Annotated in this window: 21 protein-coding genes; 16 read left to right on the top strand and 5 right to left on the bottom strand. The window is 45.4% G+C overall.

The window, feature by feature from the left end:
- The first annotated feature begins 127 nt into the window (after positions 1–127).
- A complete protein-coding gene (locus tag LDX50_RS04020; RefSeq protein ID WP_225697123.1) occupies positions 128–496 on the top strand; it encodes a T9SS type A sorting domain-containing protein in 369 nt (122 codons plus the stop codon).
- Here LDX50_RS04020 and asnS read toward each other — a convergent pair whose 3' ends face one another.
- A complete protein-coding gene (gene asnS / locus LDX50_RS04015; protein WP_225697572.1) occupies positions 497–1,939 on the bottom strand; it encodes an asparagine--tRNA ligase in 1,443 nt (480 codons plus the stop codon). It abuts the gene before it with no gap.
- A 122-nt stretch (positions 1,940–2,061) separates the two neighbouring features.
- On the opposite strand from asnS, the gene rpoN reads away from it, so the two are divergent.
- Genes rpoN through LDX50_RS04000 form a run of 3 tightly spaced genes read left to right on the top strand, consistent with a single transcriptional unit; the run spans position 2,062 to position 4,908 of the window.
- Positions 2,062–3,498, top strand: a complete 1,437-nt coding sequence (gene rpoN / locus LDX50_RS04010) for an RNA polymerase factor sigma-54 (RefSeq protein ID WP_225697122.1) — start codon at positions 2,062–2,064, stop codon at positions 3,496–3,498.
- Positions 3,498–4,118 carry a PA-phosphatase gene (locus LDX50_RS04005; RefSeq protein ID WP_225697121.1) on the top strand — a complete coding sequence of 207 codons (621 nt, stop codon included), beginning with the start codon at positions 3,498–3,500 and terminating at the stop codon, positions 4,116–4,118. The genes rpoN and LDX50_RS04005 overlap by 1 nt, the downstream gene beginning before the upstream one ends.
- Positions 4,119–4,128: 10 nt before the next feature.
- On the top strand, positions 4,129–4,908 hold the full coding sequence (locus LDX50_RS04000) for an enoyl-CoA hydratase/isomerase family protein (protein ID WP_225697120.1): 780 nt from the start codon (positions 4,129–4,131) through the stop codon (positions 4,906–4,908).
- A gap of 9 nt (positions 4,909–4,917) precedes the next feature.
- Here the strand turns inward: LDX50_RS04000 and rnhA are convergent, their stop codons facing one another.
- From rnhA to aroQ, 4 genes are read right to left on the bottom strand one after another with little or no spacing between them, the layout of a single operon-like run.
- On the bottom strand, positions 4,918–5,385 hold the full coding sequence (gene rnhA / locus LDX50_RS03995) for a ribonuclease HI (protein ID WP_225697119.1): 468 nt from the start codon (positions 5,383–5,385) through the stop codon (positions 4,918–4,920).
- On the bottom strand, positions 5,382–5,954 hold the full coding sequence (locus LDX50_RS03990; RefSeq protein ID WP_225697118.1) for a MarC family protein: 573 nt from the start codon (positions 5,952–5,954) through the stop codon (positions 5,382–5,384). The genes rnhA and LDX50_RS03990 overlap by 4 nt, the downstream gene beginning before the upstream one ends.
- A gap of 55 nt (positions 5,955–6,009) precedes the next feature.
- Positions 6,010–7,083, bottom strand: a complete 1,074-nt coding sequence (locus LDX50_RS03985) for an aminotransferase class V-fold PLP-dependent enzyme (RefSeq protein WP_225697117.1) — start codon at positions 7,081–7,083, stop codon at positions 6,010–6,012.
- Positions 7,076–7,510, bottom strand: coding sequence for a type II 3-dehydroquinate dehydratase (gene aroQ / locus LDX50_RS03980; protein WP_225697116.1), 435 nt, complete (start codon positions 7,508–7,510; stop codon positions 7,076–7,078). Before aroQ ends, LDX50_RS03985 begins: the two co-directional genes overlap by 8 nt.
- Before the next feature lie 70 nt (positions 7,511–7,580).
- On the opposite strand from aroQ, the gene xerD reads away from it, so the two are divergent.
- The 12 genes from xerD to LDX50_RS03920 all read left to right on the top strand — a co-directional run bounded on the left by xerD (position 7,581) and on the right by LDX50_RS03920 (position 21,527).
- Positions 7,581–8,480: a site-specific tyrosine recombinase XerD gene (gene xerD / locus LDX50_RS03975; protein ID WP_225697115.1), complete on the top strand. Its 900-nt coding sequence runs from the start codon at positions 7,581–7,583 to the stop codon at positions 8,478–8,480.
- Between the two features lie 91 nt (positions 8,481–8,571).
- Positions 8,572–9,630, top strand: coding sequence for a quinone-dependent dihydroorotate dehydrogenase (locus LDX50_RS03970; protein WP_225697114.1), 1,059 nt, complete (start codon positions 8,572–8,574; stop codon positions 9,628–9,630).
- 20 nt (positions 9,631–9,650) lie between these two features.
- Complete coding sequence (locus LDX50_RS03965) at positions 9,651–12,098, top strand: FtsK/SpoIIIE family DNA translocase (RefSeq protein ID WP_225697113.1); 2,448 nt, start codon at positions 9,651–9,653, stop codon at positions 12,096–12,098.
- Between the two features lie 37 nt (positions 12,099–12,135).
- Positions 12,136–12,777, top strand: a complete 642-nt coding sequence (lolA1, locus tag LDX50_RS03960; protein WP_225697112.1) for an outer membrane lipoprotein periplasmic chaperone LolA1 — start codon at positions 12,136–12,138, stop codon at positions 12,775–12,777.
- A gap of 99 nt (positions 12,778–12,876) precedes the next feature.
- Positions 12,877–13,698, top strand: coding sequence for an orotidine-5'-phosphate decarboxylase (gene pyrF, locus LDX50_RS03955; RefSeq protein WP_225697111.1), 822 nt, complete (start codon positions 12,877–12,879; stop codon positions 13,696–13,698).
- Complete coding sequence (locus LDX50_RS03950) at positions 13,698–14,969, top strand: DUF2851 family protein (RefSeq protein WP_225697110.1); 1,272 nt, start codon at positions 13,698–13,700, stop codon at positions 14,967–14,969. Before pyrF ends, LDX50_RS03950 begins: the two co-directional genes overlap by 1 nt.
- Before the next feature lie 8 nt (positions 14,970–14,977).
- Complete coding sequence (locus tag LDX50_RS03945; RefSeq protein ID WP_225697109.1) at positions 14,978–16,240, top strand: hypothetical protein; 1,263 nt, start codon at positions 14,978–14,980, stop codon at positions 16,238–16,240.
- A 43-nt stretch (positions 16,241–16,283) separates the two neighbouring features.
- Entirely contained in the window at positions 16,284–16,922 is a 639-nt protein-coding gene (locus tag LDX50_RS03940) for an acetyltransferase (protein WP_225697108.1), read from the top strand.
- On the top strand, positions 16,922–17,782 hold the full coding sequence (locus LDX50_RS03935; RefSeq protein WP_225697107.1) for a nucleoside phosphorylase: 861 nt from the start codon (positions 16,922–16,924) through the stop codon (positions 17,780–17,782). The genes LDX50_RS03940 and LDX50_RS03935 overlap by 1 nt, the downstream gene beginning before the upstream one ends.
- A 19-nt stretch (positions 17,783–17,801) precedes the next feature.
- Positions 17,802–19,031: a M16 family metallopeptidase gene (locus LDX50_RS03930; protein ID WP_225697106.1), complete on the top strand. Its 1,230-nt coding sequence runs from the start codon at positions 17,802–17,804 to the stop codon at positions 19,029–19,031.
- 1 nt (position 19,032) lies between these two features.
- Positions 19,033–19,668, top strand: coding sequence for an O-methyltransferase (locus LDX50_RS03925; RefSeq protein WP_225697105.1), 636 nt, complete (start codon positions 19,033–19,035; stop codon positions 19,666–19,668).
- Positions 19,665–21,527: a lytic transglycosylase domain-containing protein gene (locus tag LDX50_RS03920; RefSeq protein ID WP_225697104.1), complete on the top strand. Its 1,863-nt coding sequence runs from the start codon at positions 19,665–19,667 to the stop codon at positions 21,525–21,527. The genes LDX50_RS03925 and LDX50_RS03920 overlap by 4 nt, the downstream gene beginning before the upstream one ends.
- Positions 21,528–21,649: the final 122 nt, after the last annotated feature.

Raw genomic sequence — 21,649 nt, 5'->3', positions numbered from 1 at the left:
TTATTCAAAATAATTGTGTTTTGGCAAAACCATGTCCTCAAAAATTGCGTACTTTCATAGAGATGTAACAGGTATGCATCGAATATTTTGGTTCGATTTTTGCTGGTTACATGGTAGATTGAAATCTATGAAATTACTTAGACTAAGCGTACTTATACTTTCATTTCTCCTGGCCGGGCAGATTACCTATGCTCAGTCGGAAGGAGAACTGGATCGCTTTGCGTCTTCTTCAATGGAAAAGAAGAATCAGGTTTCATTGTACCCTAACCCGTCCGTTGATTATTTGCAGGTAAAAATTGAAAATTCGAAACTTACCGATGCAAAAATTACCCTGTACAACGTTATTGGGAATCCCGTTGAAGTGAAAATCTCTGAAGGGGATGATGATGATACCTTCGTGGTTGACGTATCGGATCTCCCGGCCGGATATTATTTCCTGGCCATCAGGGATGAAAAGACGTTTTTCAGGGAAACCTATAAATTCGTCAAGCGCTGATCAGAACTCCGCGTTTCCAGGGGTCCTTGGAAAAGGAATTACATCCCTGATATTTCCCATGCCGCAAACAAACTGAATCAGGCGTTCAAATCCCAGTCCAAATCCACTATGCGGTGCCGTTCCGAATTTACGTAATTCAAGGTACCACCACAGGTCTTTCTCCGGAATGTTCATTTCTGCAATACGTTCCTGAAGGACATCCAGGCGCTCTTCGCGCTGTGACCCTCCGATGATTTCACCTATACCAGGGAAAAGCACATCCATCGCTGCAACAGTCTTACCATCCTCATTCTGACGCATGTAGAATGCCTTGATATTCTTCGGGTAATTGAAGAGTATCACAGGCTTTTGAAAATGTTTTTCAACCAGGTACCGTTCATGTTCAGACTGGAGGTCGGAACCCCAGCCTTCGATGAGGTACTGGAATTTCTTCTTTTTGTTGGGTTTTGAATTTCGAAGAATTTCGATAGCGTCTGTATAGCTCAGGCGTTCAAACTCATTTTCTGACACGAATCTGAGTCGTTCGGTAAGGGTCATGGTGCTTCTTTCCTGCTGCGGCTTTGATTTGTCTTCTTCCAATAATCGGTTTTCCAGGAACTCCAGATCCCCGGCACAATGCTCCAGCGCATACCGGGTAAGGTATTTAACAAAATCCTCTGCAAGGTCCATTAACCCTTCCAGATCACAAAAAGCAACCTCAGGCTCAATCATCCAGAATTCGGCCAGGTGCCGGGAAGTGTTCGAGTTTTCAGCCCTGAAAGTCGGTCCGAACGTGTAGACATCCGATAACGCAAGGCAGGCCGTTTCCACTTCCAGCTGACCCGAAACGGTAAGGTTGGTTTCCTTTTCAAAAAAATCTTCCCTGAAATCTACAAAGCCGTTCTCATCCATGGGAGGATTCGCAGGATCAAGGGTGGTTACCCGGAACATTTCTCCGGCGCCCTCGGCATCCGACCCGGTGATGATGGGGGTATGAATATTGTAAAATCCACGCTCATGAAAGAAACTGTGTACAGCGTAAATCATCGAATGACGTATACGGTAGATGGCTCCAAATGTGCTGGTGCGGACGCGCAGATGTGCGATCTCGCGAAGAAATTCAAGAGAATGCTTTTTTGGCTGTAGCGGAAATTTTTCCGGATCTGCTTCCCCGAAAATTTCAAGGTCCTTCACTTTCACCTCGATTGACTGTCCCTTTCCAAGGGATTCCACGACTACGCCGGTTACAGACAGGCACGATCCTGTTGTTATCTTGCGCAATGTTTCCTCGGGCATTTGCTGAAAATCTACAACAGCCTGAAGGTTATTTATGGTGGAACCATCGTTCATACTTATGAACTGGTTATTGCGGAAGGTTCTTACCCATCCCATTACCGTTACTTCCTTCCCGATCGGGGCCTCCTTCAGGAGGTCGCTAATTTTAATTCTTTTCTGCACGTCAATTGAAATTCTAAAGGCTGAATAGTGCGCAAAAAAACGATTATTTGCGCTTTTAATCAAAGAATCATCGAAATTAAATAACTTTGTTATATCTTCGGTACAGGCCGTGAACGGACTATTTTTTTATGCAGAAGCTCAGTTTAAATCAAAGTCTACAGCAGAAACTTTCTCCTCAGCAGATACAGTTTATCAAACTGTTGCAGATTCCTACGGCCGAACTTGAAAGCAGGGTTGAACAGGAACTGGAAGATAATCCGGTCCTTGAGGAAGGTAAGGAAGAATCCGACGAACTCTCGAATGAGTTCGAGGAGGAGGATGCCGGCAATGATGATGAACTCGATGTAGAGGATTATCTGCAGGATGATGACTTCAGCGGTTACAAGATGCAGGGAGATGGCGATAACGAGGATAAGGAAATGCCCATCGCTACAAGCTCTACCCTCAATGAACAGCTCATGAATCAGCTGGGATTTTTAAGGCTCGACGACCGGCAGTATATCATCGGTAAACAATTGATCGGAAGCATTGAGAGTGATGGCTATATCCGCAGGGACCTGGAATCGATCATCAACGACCTCGCATTTTCCCAAAATATTGAAACAGACATCGATGAGGTAGAAGAAATCCTTCGTAAGATTCAGGATTTTGATCCACCAGGAATTGCTGCCCGTGATCTTCAGGAATGTCTGCTGCTCCAGCTCGAACGGCGTGCTGATCAGGATCATAACGTAGATGTGATCGTTGCCAAGCAGATTCTCGAGCAGTGCTTCGATGAATTTTCGAAGAAGCATTATGATAAGATCATGAAAAAGCTCGATATCGACGATGAGGAATATGTGAAGGATGCCATGGAACTTATCAGGAAATTAAACCCTAAGCCCGGAGGTACATCGAGCGGACTTGTCAGGACCCAATACCTGATTCCTGATTTTATTCTCACCAACAATAACGGAAAGCTTGAGCTTGCCCTCAATTCGCGAAATGCGCCCGAACTGCGTGTAAGCCGATCATACTCGGATATGCTTCAGGCATATGACAAGAGTGATAAAAAAGATAAAAAACTGAAGGATACCGTTCAGTTCGTCAAGCAAAAACTGGATGCTGCCAAATGGTTTATCGACGCGATAAAGCAGCGTCAACAGACGTTGATGAATACCATGCGCGCGATCCTAGAATACCAGTACGAATATTTTCAGGAGGGAGACGAGAGTGAACTCCGTCCGATGATCCTTAAGGATATTGCCAACATGATCAATATGGATATTTCCACTGTTTCCCGTGTGGCCAACAGTAAATCCATACAGACAGATTTCGGGATCTTTCCGCTGAAATATTTCTTTTCCGAAGGAATTGCCACGGATAGCGGAGAAGATGTGAGCAGCCGGGAGGTGAAAAATGAACTTAGGGAGCTAATCGAGGGAGAAGATAAAAAGAAGCCTCTTTCCGATGATAAGCTTGAGAAATTATTGAAAGCCAAAGGGTATAATATTGCCCGCAGAACCGTTGCCAAATACAGGGAACAGATGAATATTCCCGTTGCACGCCTAAGAAAAGAATTATAGTGATCCGTAAGCTTGCAGAATTTATTTCGGTAATCCTGCATCCGCTGGTGCAAACCACGCTGCTGGCCGCTGTGATATTCCGGTATATCCCTGAGATTCTGAAGCCGTTTAATGTCGAAACCATCCCCAACCTGTTGTTTTTGCTCGCTATACTCACGTTTATCGTTCCAATTTTAAGTGTTGTGGCCCTGCGTCTGATCGGTGCGATCTCAACACTTCGGATGGAAGAACGGCGGGAGCGACTGATGCCATTCTTTTTTATTGGTTGCTACTATGCGCTTACGGTTTATTTGTTCTCGCAACGGGTGGTTTTGAATGATGTGATGATTCTCATTCTTTCCATTATTACAATACTGGTATTCCTGGTATTCCTGATCACTTTTTTCATGAAGATCAGTGTGCATGCAGCTGCAAGCTGGGGTGTCGTTGGGTTTCTCCTGGCCATTCACCTGCATCTTCCTTATTCACCATTGCTGTACCCGATTGTGGTTTTCCTGATCCTCGCAGGTCTCGTAAGTTCTGCAAGACTTTTGCTCAATGCACATACACCCCGTGAAGTTCATACCGGTGCAGTTTTAGGTTTTGCGCTCTGTTTCGGAATTCTTTACTTTGCCATGTAACCCTTTCACTATGTATACTTATCTCAAATATGACCAGGCAGATGGTGTCGGGACCATCACCCTGAACCGTCCGGAAGTTTATAACGCGTTAAATGACGAACTTACATTCGAACTTCAGGATGTGCTCAAACATATACATCGTGACATGGAAGTGCGCGTGGTTGTGCTTACCGGGGAAGGAAAGGCATTCTGTTCCGGGCAGGATCTGAAGAGTGGTTCCCCCGATGTGAAACGATCTTTCATTGATTCACTTCACAAGCGATATAATCCCATTATCAGGGCGTTGCGTACGCTCAATAAACCGGTCATATGCAGGCTGAATGGCGTGGCGGCAGGAGCGGGCTGCTCTCTTGCCCTGGCCTGCGATCTGATTGTCGCCGCCGAAGAAGCAATGCTCACAGAAGTATTTGTAAATATTGGCCTTGTGCTGGATTCGGGATCGACCTACTTTTTACCCAGGCTGGTAGGCTCCGCGAAGGCCTTTGAACTTGCTACCATGGGCACCCGCGTAAAAGCGCCGGATGCGTATCAGATGGGGCTGGTGAATAAGGTGGTTCCGATGAGTGAGCTTGATGAAGCTGTTGCATTCTATACTGATTACTATGCCAAGGCGCCCACAAAGGCCGTTGCGCTGATGAAAAAAATGCTCAATAAAGCCGGGCATTCTTCTCTTGATGATATGCTGGATTATGAAGCCTATTGTCAGGAGATCGCCGGTAATTCTGAAGATTACAAGGAGGGTGTAAACGCTTTCCTGGAAAAACGCAAGCCGAACTTTACCGGCAACTGACCAGGGGTTTCAACTAACCGATTTTTCGTATTCGATATCCGGTCCCAGACCGGGCTCCTCAGCGGCAGCTACCGCCAGCTGGTCACATCGTTCATTTTCGGGAATCCCGGCGTGGCCCTTCACCCAGCGTAATTCCACCCGATGTTTTCTGTAAAGTGGAATGAGACGTTTCCAAAGATCGGCATTTGCCTTCTTGGCAAAGTCTTTCTTTTCCCAATTCCACACCCAGCCTTTTTCTATTGCTTCAACAACATATTTCGAATCTGAATAAATAATCACCTGGCTGTTCGGATTTCTTAACGCCTCCAACCCCTTGATGACAGCAAGGAGCTCCATCCGGTTGTTGGTGGTCTTCCTAAATCCCCCGGAAAGCTCGCGGCGGAGGAGCTTACCATTAACTTTCGCCTTCAGGACTGTCCCGTAACCGCCTGGTCCGGGATTTCCCTTGGCTGCACCGTCTGTGTACATGATGATCATGAAACGAATATATTTTCTTTAAAGATTTTAACAGCTATGGCCAGCAGGATGATGCCGAATACCCGTCGCAATATACTGAATCCTGATGAGCCCAGTTTGCGCTCCAACCAGTCTGTCGATTTAAGCACGATGAAAACAAATACAAGATTTAGCAATATACCGATCAGAATATTGGGTGTTTCATACACAACGCGGATCGAAAGGATTGTTGTAAGGGTACCCGCTCCGGCAATCAGTGGAAATGCGAGAGGCACGATCGATCCGGTTCCCTTGCTGCCATGATCTTCCTGGAAAAAAGTAATCCCAAGTATCATTTCAAGCGCGAGAATAAACATAATAATTGCACCGGCCACTGCAAAGGATCCTACATCAAGATTGAAGAGTTTCAGGATTGATTGTCCCAGGTACAAAAACAATATCATCAAAACGCCGGAAATGATCGTTGCGCGTAAGGAATGAATATGTCCCTCGCGTTTGCGCAGCGCGATGATCACAGGAATGGAACCTAAAATATCAATGACGGAAAATAATATCAATGTCACTGAGAAGATATCCTTGATGTTAAGCATGGGTATGAAATTTTCTGCAAACTTCAGATAATTGACCCGTTTAAACCAGCAAAGATTATGAATTATCTCCGGCAAGGGTACTGCGAAGAAAGTCCCTGAGCTCTTTCCATTCCTGCCGGGTAATGGCCGGGAAATTGGCGATTCTTACTGTCGATTCCTTCCACTCTCCATATCCGTTACCAAGCAGAAAACCGTGTTCGAGGGCTGTTTTTTTTAGTGATTTGACATTCTTTGGGGTACTTTCCAGCGCTGTTACGGTAACGGACCGTACAGCGGCATTTTTTATCAGGAACGCAAACCGGGTCTGCTTTGAAATTACTTTTTCCAGTTGTTCGTGTCGTTTCCTGAGTTGATTATTTACCTTGGAAATGCTTGCCCGGTCCTGCAGAGTTCTGTACAACAGGTAGATGCTCAGGATATTGGGTGTGTAGGGTGTCTGATTCTTTCGAAAATTTTCCAGCATGAATGGAAGGCTGTTGTAATATTTATTGTCACCGATCTGGTAAGCACGTTCTATGGCCCGGGGTGACAGGATCATAATTCCCATTCCGGAAGGGAGCCCAAAGCATTTTTGAACTGATGCGAACCATACGTCTGCCAATTGAAAATCCAGCAAGTCTCCGGCCATCGAAGAGGTTGCATCAACCGCTATAAGAGGTTCCGGGAATGCTTCCCGAAACAACTGCATCACTTCCATTTTCAGCCGGGTGCCGTTTGAGGTTTCGTTATGGGTTAAACAAAGTACAGATGAGGGTTGTGAAAAATCAAGATTAGCGGGGGAGAGCTCGATTTCAGGATCAAATTTTAATCCGACCGTCTTTGAATGAATCTTGCGGGTATAATTGAACCATTTTTCGCCAAAAGCGCCATTGAAAATGTGGTAGCTGAGTTCAACAGTAAGCGATTGGGCTATTATTTCCCAGCATTCTGTGGCAGAGGAGGTGAAAAGTATCTCATAATCCGGGGGGACCTCCAGTTTTTTGTAAATGACTTTTTTTGTCTTTGCCAGCAACTTCATAAAAGGTTCGCTGCGGTGGTTCATCGAAAGAATGCCTGAATCCAGCGCTTCGATCATATAATCGCCTGTTTCCGGAACAACTTGTGACGGACCGGGATAAAAGCTAAGCATGCCGTTGATCCTGATGAATAAAATAGGAAAGCGCAAGCATATACCCCTCGAGTCCCAGGCCGCTGATCATCCCGGCGCAATTCTTACTGATGATACTTTTATGGCGGAATTCCTCGCGCGCATAGATATTGCTGATGTGCACCTCAATAACCGGGGTTTGAACAGCAGCAATAGCGTCTGAAATAGCAACCGATGTATGTGTGTAAGCCGCTGCATTCAGGATGATCCCGTCATAGGAAAACCCGGTTTCCTGAATTTTATTGACAATCTCACCTTCGATATTTGATTGAAAGTATTCAAGCTGATGGTCTGGAAAAGATGCTTTCAAACGACTGAAAAAGGCATCAAAACTTTCAGATCCATAAATTGAAGGCTCCCGCTTTCCCAGTAGGTTGAGGTTGGGCCCGTTGATAATCACTATCTTCATAGGTTGAATTTAAACGAATTTGTATGGTAAATCCAACCTATCGGTCAATGAAAATGTCTACTTTTAATCCATGAACTGGAATCATTTGCAGCGGGATTTTGAACGATACCTGAAACTCGAACGATCTCTTGCTGCACATTCCATTGACGCATACCTGCATGATGTTGGGCTGCTTCACCGGTTTGCAGAAAAGGAACTGGGCAAGCAGCAGCCTTCGGCCGTATCCTATGATGACCTGCGTTCGTTTGTAGAGGAACTTAATCATCTGGGTATGTCGCCCCACTCTCAGGCACGGATTATTTCGGGGATAAAGGCATTCTATCATTTCCTTCTTTATGAAAAGGTGATGGACACTGATCCGACCCAATTGCTGGAAGCGCCAAAACTTGGCAGAAAGTTACCCGATACGCTGGATTATCACGAAATAGTTACCCTGCTGGAAGCCATTGATCATTCCACCCCTGAAGGCCAGCGGAACCGCGCTATTCTGGAAGTACTTTACGGATCGGGGCTTCGGGTAACTGAACTCGTTGAACTAAAATTAAGCAATATTTATGCAGATGTCGGATTTCTCCGGGTTGTAGGGAAGGGTGACAAGGAACGGCTCGTGCCCATTGGCTCGGATGCCCTGAAATACCTAAGGATCTACCTTGAGGAGGTTCGTGTACATGGAAAGATCGCCAGGGGTCATGAAAATTATGTCTTTCTAAACCGCCGCGGCAAGCATCTGAGCCGCGTAATGATCTTTACCATCATAAAACAGCTCGCCATAAAGGCGGGGATCAAAAAAAACATTAGTCCGCATACCTTTCGCCATTCATTTGCAACCCACCTGCTCGAAGGAGGGGCAGATCTTCGTGTGGTCCAGGAGTTGCTTGGCCATGAATCCATTACTACAACGGAAATCTACACGCATATGGATCGTGACTATCTGAGGCAGGTGATGAAGGAGTTTCATCCCCGAAGCTGAAAATTTCGGAATTGGCGATAAGTTTTTGCATTAATTTTACCGCTGCTCATTGAAACCCTTATCTTTGCAGGAACGAATCGTGTAGAGATAGGTGTACAAAATTTTTATCAGGCCTCTTTTATTTCTGTTTGACCCGGAGTCCGTTCATCATTTTACTTTTCGGCTGTTGGCAATTGGCGGCAAACTTCCGTTTGTGCGTTCCGTCATCCGTGCCATGTACAGGCTGGAAGACCCAAAGCTGGAGCGTGAATATTTCGGTATTAAATTCAAGAATCCTGTAGGCCTTGCCGCCGGATTCGATAAGGATGCGCTAATCATTGATGAGCTTTCAGATTTTGGCTTCGGCTTCATCGAGATCGGAACGGTAACACCGTTGCCCCAACCCGGAAATGACAGGCCCCGCCTGTTTCGGTTGCCCATGGATAAAGCTGTCATTAACCGGATGGGCTTTAACAACCGGGGTATGGAGGAAGCGGTAAAAAATTTAAGAAAGCGAAAGTCAAAGGTGATCATTGGTGGTAATATTGGAAAGAACAAGGTGACGCCCAATGAACAGGCTTCAGATGATTATCTGAAGTGCTTTGAGGAGCTCTTCCCCGTTGTAGATTATTTTGTGGTGAACGTAAGTTCTCCCAACACCCCGAATTTGCGGGAACTGCAGGACAAAGCTCCGCTTACCGATTTGCTTACCAGAATTCAGGCATTGAATGATACCAAACCCGTGCGAAAGCCCGTTTTGTTAAAGATTGCACCGGATCTGACCCGTCAACAATTGCAGGATATTGTAGAAATTGTTAAAATAACACGGCTGGATGGACTGATTGCCACAAATACCACCATTTCACGTGCCGGCTTGCAGACAGATGAGCAAAGAATTAGCGATATTGGTGCGGGGGGATTGAGTGGAAGACCTGTTTTCGATGCGTCGAATAAGGTAATACGATTTTTACGTGATAAATTGGGGCCTGAGTTTCCAATCATCGGAGTTGGGGGGATTATGTCGCCCGAGGATGCCCAGCAAAAATTGAATGCAGGCGCTTCGCTGATCCAGATTTATACGGGATTTATTTATGAAGGCCCGGGGTTCATTAAACGGATAAACAAATACCTGCGCCGACAGGCCGGAACATCCGAATTTTTTAATAACTAGTAGCTTTGTATTTTTGAAAAATGGCCAAAAACACCTACAAAAAGAATACGGTAAAGGCAAAACCCACTGAAAAGAAGGCCAGGAAAAAATTAAACCTGGCATTCTGGAAAGACAGGCGTTTCCAGCTTACGTTCGGGTTTTTCCTGATCATAATCGCCATATTCCTTTTTACCGCCTGTATTTCCTACCTGTTCACCGGAAAGGCAGATCAAAGTGTCGTCATGGATAGCGGAAGCATTTCAGGAAACGAAGCCGAAAACTGGCTCGGACTTACAGGGGCGATCGCCAGCCATATTTTAATTTTCCTTGGATTTGGAATCTCCACACTACTGATACCTCCTTTTTTATATTTGCTGGGGCATAAAATTGTTTTCAAAAAGTCTATTCTTCCCCTCAATGCCACCTTTACCTTTTGTGTGTTTTTCATGGTTTGGGTAAGTGTGCTGATGGGATATCTCGTCTATAATTCAGAAGGCGTGTCGCAATGGGGCTACCTGAGTGGAGAAATCGGGTTTGAAATGGCGGTATTCCTTGAGAGCCTGATGGGCTGGGGAACGTTGCTGCTGCTCGTTTTTGCCCTTTTTGTCTTTATTATTTATTTCTTCAATGTAACACAGGTGCAGGGCATTAAATCGCCGTGGAGTCTTGGTAAATCATTTGCGGGAGTCATGGAGTCCGACGAGGAAAGTGATGAATCTGCCGCGGGTTATCCGGAAGAAGAGGATAACTGGCCTGAGCATCTTACGTCACCCGAGGTTGAACTTGCCACCTCAAAAGTCGAAAGGCCCGCACAACCGGCGAAACCGAAGAACGATCTTACCCTGGATGTGGATCTGCCGGAAGAAAAGGAACCCGAGCCACCAAAACGGGTTGAAAGGCCTGAGCCTAAAAAAGAAGAACCCGAACCTGAATTCAGTATTGAGGAAAGTGCAGGTGAGGAGGAAAAGGCCGACAAGCAGGAAAATTATGATCCCACACTCGACCTGGCTTCATACAAATATCCTACGCTGGATCTCCTTAACCAGTACGATGCAGGCAAGATCCAGGTAACGAAAGAAGAGCTGGAACAGAACAAGGATAAGATCATTGAAACGCTGGTCAACTTCAAGATCGGGATTTCAAGTATTAAGGCTACAATCGGACCAACCGTAACACTCTATGAGATTGTGCCCGAAGCGGGAATTAAAATTTCAAAAATCAAGAACCTCGAAGATGATATCGCCCTGAGCCTTGCGGCACTCGGGATCAGGATTATTGCGCCTATTCCGGGGAAAGGAACTATCGGAATTGAGGTACCGAACAAGAACCGCGAAATGGTGGGGATCAACTCGGTGCTTTCGACCAATAAATTTATGCACAGTGATATGGAACTCCCTGTAGCATTGGGTAAGACCATCTCCAACGAGGTACATATAATCGACCTGGCAAAGATGCCTCACCTCCTGATGGCGGGGGCGACCGGACAGGGAAAATCGGTGGGTCTGAATGTGCTGCTTACCTCACTGTTATACAAAAAACATCCTTCCCAGCTGAAGTTTGTCCTGGTAGATCCGAAAAAAGTTGAACTTTCATTGTTCAATAAAATTGAGCGGCACTTCCTGGCCAAGTTGCCAAATTCTGAAGAAGCGATCATCACCGACACGAAAAAGGTGGTGTATACACTTAATTCGTTGTGCATTGAAATGGATGCCCGGTACGATCTGCTGAAAGAGGGGGGTGCCCGAAATCTCAAGGAATATAATGCCAAATTTGTAAGCCGGAGGCTTAACCCGGAAAAAGGACATCGGTTTTTGCCGTATATTGTTCTTGTAATTGATGAGCTGGCCGACCTGATGATGACTGCCGGCAAGGAGGTGGAGACCCCGATTGCCCGGCTGGCACAGCTCGCGCGCGCAATTGGTATACATCTTGTGGTAGCTACACAGCGACCTTCGGTGAATGTGATCACCGGGGTGATTAAGGCGAACTTCCCGGCAAGGTTATCCTTCAGGGTTACGTCGAAAATCGATTCGCGAACGATCCTGGATACAGGCGGTGCTGATCAGCTCATTGGAATGGGTGATATGCTTCTGTCACAGGGATCGGATTTGATCCGTTTGCAGTGCGCTTTTGTTGATACGCCTGAAGTTGAGCGGATTTGTGATTATATTGGAGAACAGCGGGGATACGAAACAGCATATTTGCTGCCCGAGTTTGAGGGTGACGAGGATTCTTCAGTTCCTGGTGAAGTTGACCTGAGTGACCGTGATGTCCTTTTTGAAGATGCCGCGCGACTGATCGTACTGCATCAGCAAGGAAGTACTTCTCTCATTCAGCGGAAACTGAAGCTGGGATATAATCGCGCGGGCCGGTTAATTGATCAGCTGGAGGCAGCAGGAATCGTTGGTCCGTTCGAAGGAAGTAAGGCCAGGGATGTATTAATTCCGGATGAATATTCTTTGGAACAATTATTGAATGAACTGAATTAGATATTTTCGAATTAGAAATTTTACAGAATAAAACAGAATGAAAAAATTAGCTGCTCTTGTAAGTCTTTTGTGTGTTTACACCCTGTCATTCGCACAATATGACGAGAATGCATTGAAAGTATTGGATGCGATGAGTGCGAAGTACAAAAAAATACCGGCCTACAGCGCAGATATTTCCTATTCCCTGGTGAACGAGACCGATGGTATTAACGAAGAGTTTCGTGGAAAAATCACTGTGAAGGGAGAAAAATACCGCCTTGAACTTGATGAACAGGTTGTAATTAACGACGGCACCACTTTCTGGACCTATCTTCCGGATGTGAACGAGGTTAATATTGATAATTATGATCCGGATGAGGATGAAATTTCCCCCTCTAAAATTTATGAGGCCTACAAAGACGGATATAAATATGTCTATATCGGAGATGAAACTGTGGGCGGAACGAAACATGCAGTAATTGACCTGGTTCCCAATGATAAGGACGCCCAATACTTCAAGATAAAGCTGTTTATCAGTCAGTCCGACAATAGTCTGACAAAATGGACCATGTTCGATAAATCGGGCAATCAGTATCACTATACTATTGATAATTTCAACTCCGGTATAAATCCAACGGATGCTTACTTCCAGTTTGATCAATCGAAATATCCCGGTGTCGAGGTAATTGATCTTAGATAGAGTGATTCCATATTAACAGAATTTAACCCCGTACTTCCGTTCGGGGTTTTTTGTTGCCGTGAGAGGTTTTATCTTTACCTCACTTACCAGCCATTAGCCATGAACAGAAAAGAACTTGCAGGCCAGATTCGGGATAAGGAATCATTTCTATGCGTTGGACTTGATACAGATATTAAGAAAATCCCTGTTCACCTGCTAAAAGAAAAGGATCCGGTATTTGAATTTAACCGGAGGATCATTGACGCGACTGAGAAATATTGCATTGCCTACAAACCTAACCTGGCATTTTACGAAGCCCTGGGTCCGCAAGGTCTTGAAAGTCTGCAACGAACTATTGAGTACATTCCCGATCATATTTTTACGATTGCTGATGCGAAACGCGGAGATATCGGGAATACTTCAAAATTATATGCGCGCGCATTTTTTGAGTACTTCAATTTTGATTCTGTAACAGTAGCTCCATATATGGGTGAAGACAGTGTGACCCCGTTTCTGGAATTTCCCGGTAAATGGGTGATTCTTCTGGCACTTACGTCGAATCAGGGTTCGCAGGATTTCCAAACGCTTACGTGTAGTATGGATGGCGAACTGCTTTATGAACATGTGATCAGCACATCACGTCGATGGGCCTCCCCGGATCAGCTGATGTTCGTTATTGGCGCAACCCAATCCCATAAAATCCAGATAATTCGTGAACAGGCGCAGGAGAATTTCTTCCTGGTTCCCGGTATCGGTGCACAGGGTGGTGACCTTGAGTCAGTTTGTCAGCATGGCTTTAACAAGGATGTAGGGCTGATCGTAAATTCGTCCCGTGGGATCATTTATGCAGATGATTCGACAAATTTTGCTGAAGCGGCCGGTAAAAAGGCCGCCGAACTGCAACAGGAAATGGCATCATTAATGGATAAATATTTGCCCTGATGCAGGAGCGGTTGCTGCATTTTATATGGCAACATCAATATTTTGATAGTTTTAACCTGAAGACATCAACCGGTGATCCCGTTCAGGTGATCCGACCGGGAATGCATAATACGAATCGTGGGCCCGATTTTTTGAATGCTGAGTTACTGATCCGCGGGCTTAACTGGCGTGGGAGCGTGGAACTACACGTGGATGCATCCCAGTGGGATCAGCATGGTCATCAGTCCGATCCACTCTACAATAATGTGATTCTGCATGTAACATGGACTGCCGGGGCCGGGGTGCAACGTGAGGATGGAAGTTCAATTCCCGCATTGAGCCTGCAGGAAAGAACACCTACCCGGATTCTGGAAAAGTACGCACAGCTCATGAGCGGACTTCCGCATATTCCATGTATTGAACAGGTAGAGGAGGTGGAAGATTACAGTTTTTATCAGGCCCTTGATACACAGCTGCGGCGCAGAATGGAAATGAAAGCCAGGAAGGTTTTGGCACTCTGGCACCGAAATAATAACGACTGGGATAAAACCTCCTTTGAATGGCTGACCAGACATTTTGGATTTGGAATTAATAATGAATCGTTCGAAATACTGGCCGATTCTTTAGACCTGAAACTATTGTTCCGGCACCGTGACCGGATAGTGGATGTCGAGGCGCTGATATTTGGTATGGCGGGGTTTTTGGAGCAGAAGAGAACGGCCGATGATTATCATACGACGTTAAAGAATGAATTTCAATTTCTTCGCTACAAATATGGATTGAAACCGAGAATTCATGATTTTGAGTGGAAATTCCTGCGGTTAAGACCTTCTAATTTCCCGACGGTCCGACTTGCCCAGCTGTCAGCATTGATTTCCCGGTCAGATAACCTTTTCCATACCATGCTGGATAATGACGTTTTCCTTTCTGAATCGAATACCCGTCCTTCCTCATACTGGCAGAGCCATTACAACTTTGGCAAGAAGCGTAAATTTCCCCATGGGGGAATGGGATTGCGCTCCCGGAATGAGCTCATGATGAATACCATCCTGCCCTTGCACTGGGCTTACACATACAGTAAGGGAGATCATTTTAAAATGGGAGAAATATTTACCCGGCTTTACAGGATTCCTGCTGAGCGAAATCGTATTACACGTCTTTGGGATCGCGCAGGTGTAGATATGAAGACTGCACTTGACAGCCAGTCCTATCTTGCTTTATTTAAACATCAATGCAGCAGGCGAAAATGCCTCGACTGCCCCGTAGGCATTAATCTGCTCAAGCGCATATGATTTTATTGATGACAGCAATTCATGGATTTGTATTATTCTTCCTTTCGGGAAGCATAATAACACGACTTCATGACCATACGCTAAAAATTCATGGCTGGATATCCCTTTCACTAAAATTATTGGCGGGAATTTTAATTGGATTGTTGTATTCGGAATATTATGATTCCGGAGATACCTATCTCTTTTACGGGCTCGGGGAACAGATTGCTGAAGTGGCCCGCCTTGACTTTGGAAGATACCTTCAAATTTTGGCCGGCGCTATTCCCCCGCCTGAATCTGACGTACTGCTGCGTGCCCCACGGTTGTTTTTCATGGTTAAGATAGTTTCAGTACTCAATCTTCTGACCATGGGGAACTACTGGATCTCCGGCGCCTATCTTTCTTTCTTTTGTTGGTTGGGGATGTTCAGGGCTTCCGTCATTTTCATTCAGAATTATCCTTCGTTTAGAAATCTGGCATTAATCGCCGGACTATATCTGCCATCCGTTGTTTTTTGGTCTGCCGGACTCACGAAGGAGAGTATTGCCATGGGGTTATTTGGATTACTCGTGGCGAAGTTGTTGCCCGGAAGGAGGAAATCTGTTCAGGATGTTATCATTATTTTATTATTGCTGGCCGGCTTATGGAGCATTAAGTATTACTATGCCCTGCCCTTGATTTTTGCATTCGGAGTTTTCTATATGCTGCAGTCTTTGGATCGGAATGGACTTAAATGGTACTGGAAATCGGTGGCATTGCTGATTGCATCGGTAGTGCTGTTCGCTGTTTCGGGAGTGCTGAATATAAATTTCGAGGCAAATTATTTCCCGCAAATGCTTTATGAGAATTACCAGGCATTTCAGGCGGGTTCCGACCCGGGTAGTGCGCTGGTATATGCCAACTTTTGCGACGAATGGCAATGTATTCTTTTGAATTTTCCTTCTGCAGTCTGGGGAACCCTGTTTCGTCCGTATGTATGGGAGCTGCATCATCTTCCCGGAGTCCTTGCCGGACTGGAAAACCTGTTATACCTGGCATTGTTTCCGGTCTTTCTTCTGTCTCTCATATCAATTCGTAGGTGGACGCCTGAACGTATGCAAGCCACATTTGCAGCCGTTCTCTTTATTCTGATAATTGCCGGATTCCTCGGTCTTTCTACCCCTAATTTTGGAACTCTGGATCGGTACAGGATAATCATCCTTCCTGTTTTTATCATTGTTTCTGGTAATTCTGAAATTGTAAAAAATTTCCTGGAGAGAATCAGCCTGAAGCGCTTTAGACGGCAACGATGATGGAAGACTTCGATAATAGACTTAATCGTCTTACCTTTGCGGCATGGATAAACCGGTAATAATTTTAGGAGCGAATTCCCTTGCGAGGGCTGCAAAGTCGATTTTTGAAAGCAACGATATCGTTACCTACGGGTTTCTTGACGATGAAGAAAAATTAATCGGAACAGAAATTGATAATGTGGTGGTACTTGGGAAAACTACTGATGATGGTTTTCTCAAGCTGATTGGTAAAAAATGTGAGGCATTTGTCGCATCTGATGATAACAAAGTAAGAAAGTTTATGGTAAACCTCCTTACTGAGAAACGCAAGATGATGCCCGTAAATGCCATTCACAGAACGGCTTTCATAGATCCCTCTGTGCATTTATCACACGGTACGTTTATTAACATGAATGTACATATCGGGGTTAACGCGAAGATCGGAAACCATTGTATTCTGAATAGTGGCGTTACCCTTGATCATGGGGTACAGCTGGGGGATTATGTTCAGGTCGGAGCAGGATCAACGATCAATGAAGGAGTGACCATCTCAGATGAGGCATTCATTGGAAGCGGGGTTACCATTGTATCGGGAGTAACGATCGGCAAGGGTGCCCGGGTAGGAGCAGGTTCGGTGGTGATCTCATCAGTTGCTGCCGGGAAAACAGTATTTGGAAATCCTGCCGCTGAAATCAATCGTTAATGGCCATCAAAGAAACTGAACTGATCATCCGGCCCGATGGCGCGATCTATCACCTTAATCTGCGCCCCGGGGACGTTTGTGAAAATATTATAACCGTGGGTGATCCCGAGCGTGTGGCGCTCGTGAGCCGGCATTTCGATGAAATTTATTTCAAAAAGCAAAGCCGTGAAATTATTTCTCACAGGGGAAGAATAGGAACTGTTGATGTGCTGGTGATTAGCACCGGCATGGGTACGGATAATATTGAGATCGTGATGAACGAGCTGGATGCACTGGTGAATATCGACCTCGATCGCAGGGAAATTAAGGATGACAAGACATCCCTTAATATTGTCCGTATCGGAACTTCCGGAAGCATATCAGATCGTATTCCTGTTGGTTCAATGCTCGCAAGCAAAACCGGAACAGGCCTGGATAACCTGATGCATTTTTATGATTATACGATGGACGCCGGGCAACTGGAATTTAGCCGTGCTTTAAAACAGCATCTGGCACTTGAGTGGACGCCCTATGTGGCGAATGCTGATCCCCATCTTCTTTCGCGGATCGGCAAAGATGTAATTCACGGTAATACGCTCACCTGTCCCGGCTTCTATGCTCCCCAGGGACGTCATCTGCGATTCGGGCCAGTGTTGGAGGATTATCTGGACAGGCTTGAGTCGTTTGAACATTCCTCTCTTTCATTCACCAACATTGAAATGGAAACTTCTGCCATGTATGCCATGGGGGCCATGATGGGGCACCGCATGTTGAGTATGAATGCGATTATTGCTAATCGTATCACTGGTGAATTTGCTGAAAATCCGCATGCGGTAGTGGATGAATTGATTCTTCTGGTATTGGAGCGGATGGCCAATTAATAGTATATCTTTGCACGCCATGGAATATACGATCCATACACTTTCGAATAATATCCGGATTCTCCACAAGCAGGTCACCAATACCAAGATTGTGCACTGTGGTTTTATGCTGGACATTGGTAGCCGTGATGAGTCTGCAGACGAGCAGGGAATTGCCCATTTTTGGGAGCATATGGCCTTTAAAGGGACAAAAAAACGAAAGGCCTTTCATATTCTGAACAGGATGGAATCAGTTGGAGGTGAGCTGAATGCATACACTACCAAGGAGAAAATCGCTTTTTATACCAGTGTTCTTGATGTTCATTTTCAGAAAGCCGTTGAACTGCTGACAGATATCACTTTTAACAGTATTTTTCCGGAAAAGCAGATCGATAAGGAGCGGAAAGTGATCCTTGAAGAAATGGCTATGTACTATGATTCACCTGAAGATGCAATCCAGGATGAATTTGACGGGGTCATTTATCCTGATCATCCGCTTGGATATAATATTCTGGGGACACAGGAAACGGTTTCCGGGTTTTCCCGGGAGAGTTTTCTGAAATTTGTTCAAAATCATCTGAACAGTGAGCGCATCGTGCTTTCGATCGTAGGTAATATACCAGTTAAAAAAGCGGTGGCCATTGCCGAGAAATACCTGCGGGATCTGCCGATTTTCTCAGCCCCCATACACCGAAAACCAGCAGGTGAGTATTGGCCTGAATCGAAAAAAATTTACAGATCACTGATGCAATCCCATTGTGCAATTGGCGGTCCCGCTTATTCGCTAAATCACCCCAAACGGTTGACGTTCTTTACGTTAATTAATATCTTAGGAGGGCCGGGCATGAATTCCCGGCTGAACCTGGCATTACGGGAGAAACATGGATTTGTTTATGCGGTAGATGCCAGCTATCATGGGTATACGGATACCGGGCTGTTCGGGATATTTTTTGCTACTGACCCCCGTCAACTTAACCGGTCTGTAAAACTTGTTCAGAAAGAAATGAAAAAGCTGAGGGAAGTTCCCCTTGGGAGCGTTCAGCTGCAGAGTGCCAAGCAGCAGTTAAAAGGACAGCTGGCGATGGCCGAGGAGAATAACGCAAGCCTCATGCTCATGATGGCAAAAAGTATTCTGGATTTGAATCGGGTTGATTCTCTGGAAGAAATTTTTGATGAGATCCGAAATATCACGGCCAGTGATCTGATGGATATAGCGAATGAGATTTTTGCGCCCGCTCAGTTGAGCGAGTTGATTTTTTTGCCGGAATAATATGGAATTTTTACCAGAGAAACTGCAGGATTATGCAGAGAGCCACACCACCGATGAGAGTGACGTGCTCAAATACATTTCCAGGGAAACACATTTGAAGGTGTTAAGTCCGAGAATGTTAAGCGGCCATCTTCAGGGGCGGTTGCTTTCTATGTTTTCCCACATGATCAAACCCAAACGAATTTTGGAAATCGGGACCTACACAGGGTATTCGGCTGTTTGCATGGCAGAGGGCCTTGATACGGAGGGTAAGCTGTATACAATCGACGTGAATGAGGAGCTTGAAGCACGGGTTCGGAAACATTTTGAAATGGCCGGGGTCACAGACAAGGTCACCTTTTTAGTGGGTGACGCACATGCCATCGTCCCTTCCCTCAATGAGCAATGGGATCTCGTTTTTATTGATGCAGATAAACTGGGCTATTCACAATATTTTGATCTTGTCATCGATAATATGAATACGGATGGCTATATAATTGCGGATAACGTCTTATGGAGTGGTAAGATCGTGGAGGACGTTTCAGATAAAAAGACCGAAGCCATGCGAAATTTTAATGAAAAGGTTATGAATGACCCCCGGGTGGAGAATATTTTGCTGCCGCTCCGGGATGGATTAATGGTTATGAGAAAAAAATGAATGCATTCCTTCGAATTTTTTGCGTTGTCCTGATAACGGTCAACAGCGTCTGGAGCCAGGGGCCACAGGTTCCGGCAAGAATGGATTTTGCGGGTATCAGCCTGCGGATTAAAGATGATGCGCGGCGTGAGATCCAGGCAGACGTGGATGCGCTGACCAAAAACCCCAGGTATTTTAATATTCATGTTCAGCGCGCACGTACCTATTTTCCCATCATCGAACGAATCTTTGCCGAGGAAAATCTTCCGGTGGATTTCAAATACCTCGTACTTCAGGAAAGTGCGCTTGTCGCTGATGCCGTTTCTTCTTCCGACGCGGTAGGATTCTGGCAGTTTAAGGATTTTACAGCAAAGGAAATGGGCCTGAGGGTCGATAAACAGGTGGATGAACGAATGAATATAGTTTCTTCGTCACGGGCAGCTGCCCGCTACCTGAAGAAAAATAATGAACGTTATTTTGATAACTGGCTGGTTTCGCTGCAGGCCTATCAGATGGGTCCAGGGGGTGCTATCAAGGCTGGTGGTGAAAAATACAAGGGACATAAGTCGATGACAATCGACCGGAAGACCTATTGGTATGTGAAGAAATTCCTGGCATACAAAGTGGCTTATGAAAATGCACTGAATGGTCCGGCGGATATTTCATTGGCCGAATACTGGAAAGGAAACAATAAGTCCTGGAGTGATATATCTAAGGAGACCGGAGTCACCACCGCCGAGCTGGAGAATTACAATAAGTGGTTGCGGAAAGGGAAAATTCCAACCGACAAAAGTTACGCGGTAGTGTTGCCAGTTACGTCAGCCGTTCGTTTGCCCATGGATCAGGGAGAACCTTCCATTGGATCGAACAGAACCCTGAATGGAGTGCCGAAGAAAGGTTACGCGGTTGATTATGAATTCACACCGGAAAGCGCGTTTCCCGAATATAAAAATATGAATGAGGCCAGACTGGGGAAGATAACGACGATAAACGGGCGACCTGCGGTGATGGCACGTCCGGGAGATCGTGCAGCAAGCCTGGCTTCAAAGGGAGACCTGTCTCTGCAGCGCTTCCTGAAATATAATGATATGGATATTCAGGACCGGATTGAGCCTGGACAGATTTATTATCTGAAGAAAAAGAAATCGAAACAGGAAGCTGTGCATCATGTGGTGAAGGATGGTGAAACGATGTGGTCGATATCACAGAAGTATGGAATAAGGAAAAGTCAATTGCTCACCAGAAACAGAATGCGTAAGGATGCACCATTGAAGCCCGGCAGGATTCTGTGGCTCAGATCGATCCGGCCGGCCAATGTTCCTGCTGAATTCATTCATCCGGAAGTGCCTAAGGTACCGGTGATTGTTAAAAAGGATGCGACGCGCGCGAGGGAAAATATTGCAGAGCAGAACGTGGAGTTTGCAGATGATGAATCGGGGTCGATCGAGATCCTTACAAAAGAATCCGGTGAGGAAATTCCTGCATGGCCTGAAAGTACGCGGGCTGAAGAAGCTTCTCCTGTGAAGGTTGCGTCGGTACCGCCAGCTGGTGCGAAGGAAAAAATACATGTGGTAAAGCCGGGTGAGACCTTGTATTCGATTTCACGTAATTATTCAGTAAAAATAGATGACCTCCTTGAATGGAATGGCCTGTCAATCACAGATCCAATTAGTATTGATCAGAAATTGAAACTATATCAGTCGGAAGAAACTGTAACGGAAAAAAAGACGGAGAATGCTGAAATTTATTACACGGTGCAACAAGGTGATACATTTTATAGTATTTCGCGTCGCTATAACCTGACTGTCAAGGAGTTAAAAGAATTGAACAGTAAAACTGATGATATTCTCAAACCCGGGGAACGATTGAAGGTTCGATAGATTAAAATACCCGTGCAATTGTTTCTTCAAACTTACCCGGACACACATGGTGGCATCCAGGTTATTTTTTAATTCCACAACAAAATTTGCCAAATTGTAGAGTATTCCATCTGGAATTGGTT

It is taken from the genome of Fulvivirga sedimenti (assembly GCF_020328055.1).
The sequence above is the reverse complement of the archived record's forward strand: the minus strand, read 5'-3'. Positions and strand labels throughout refer to the sequence as shown.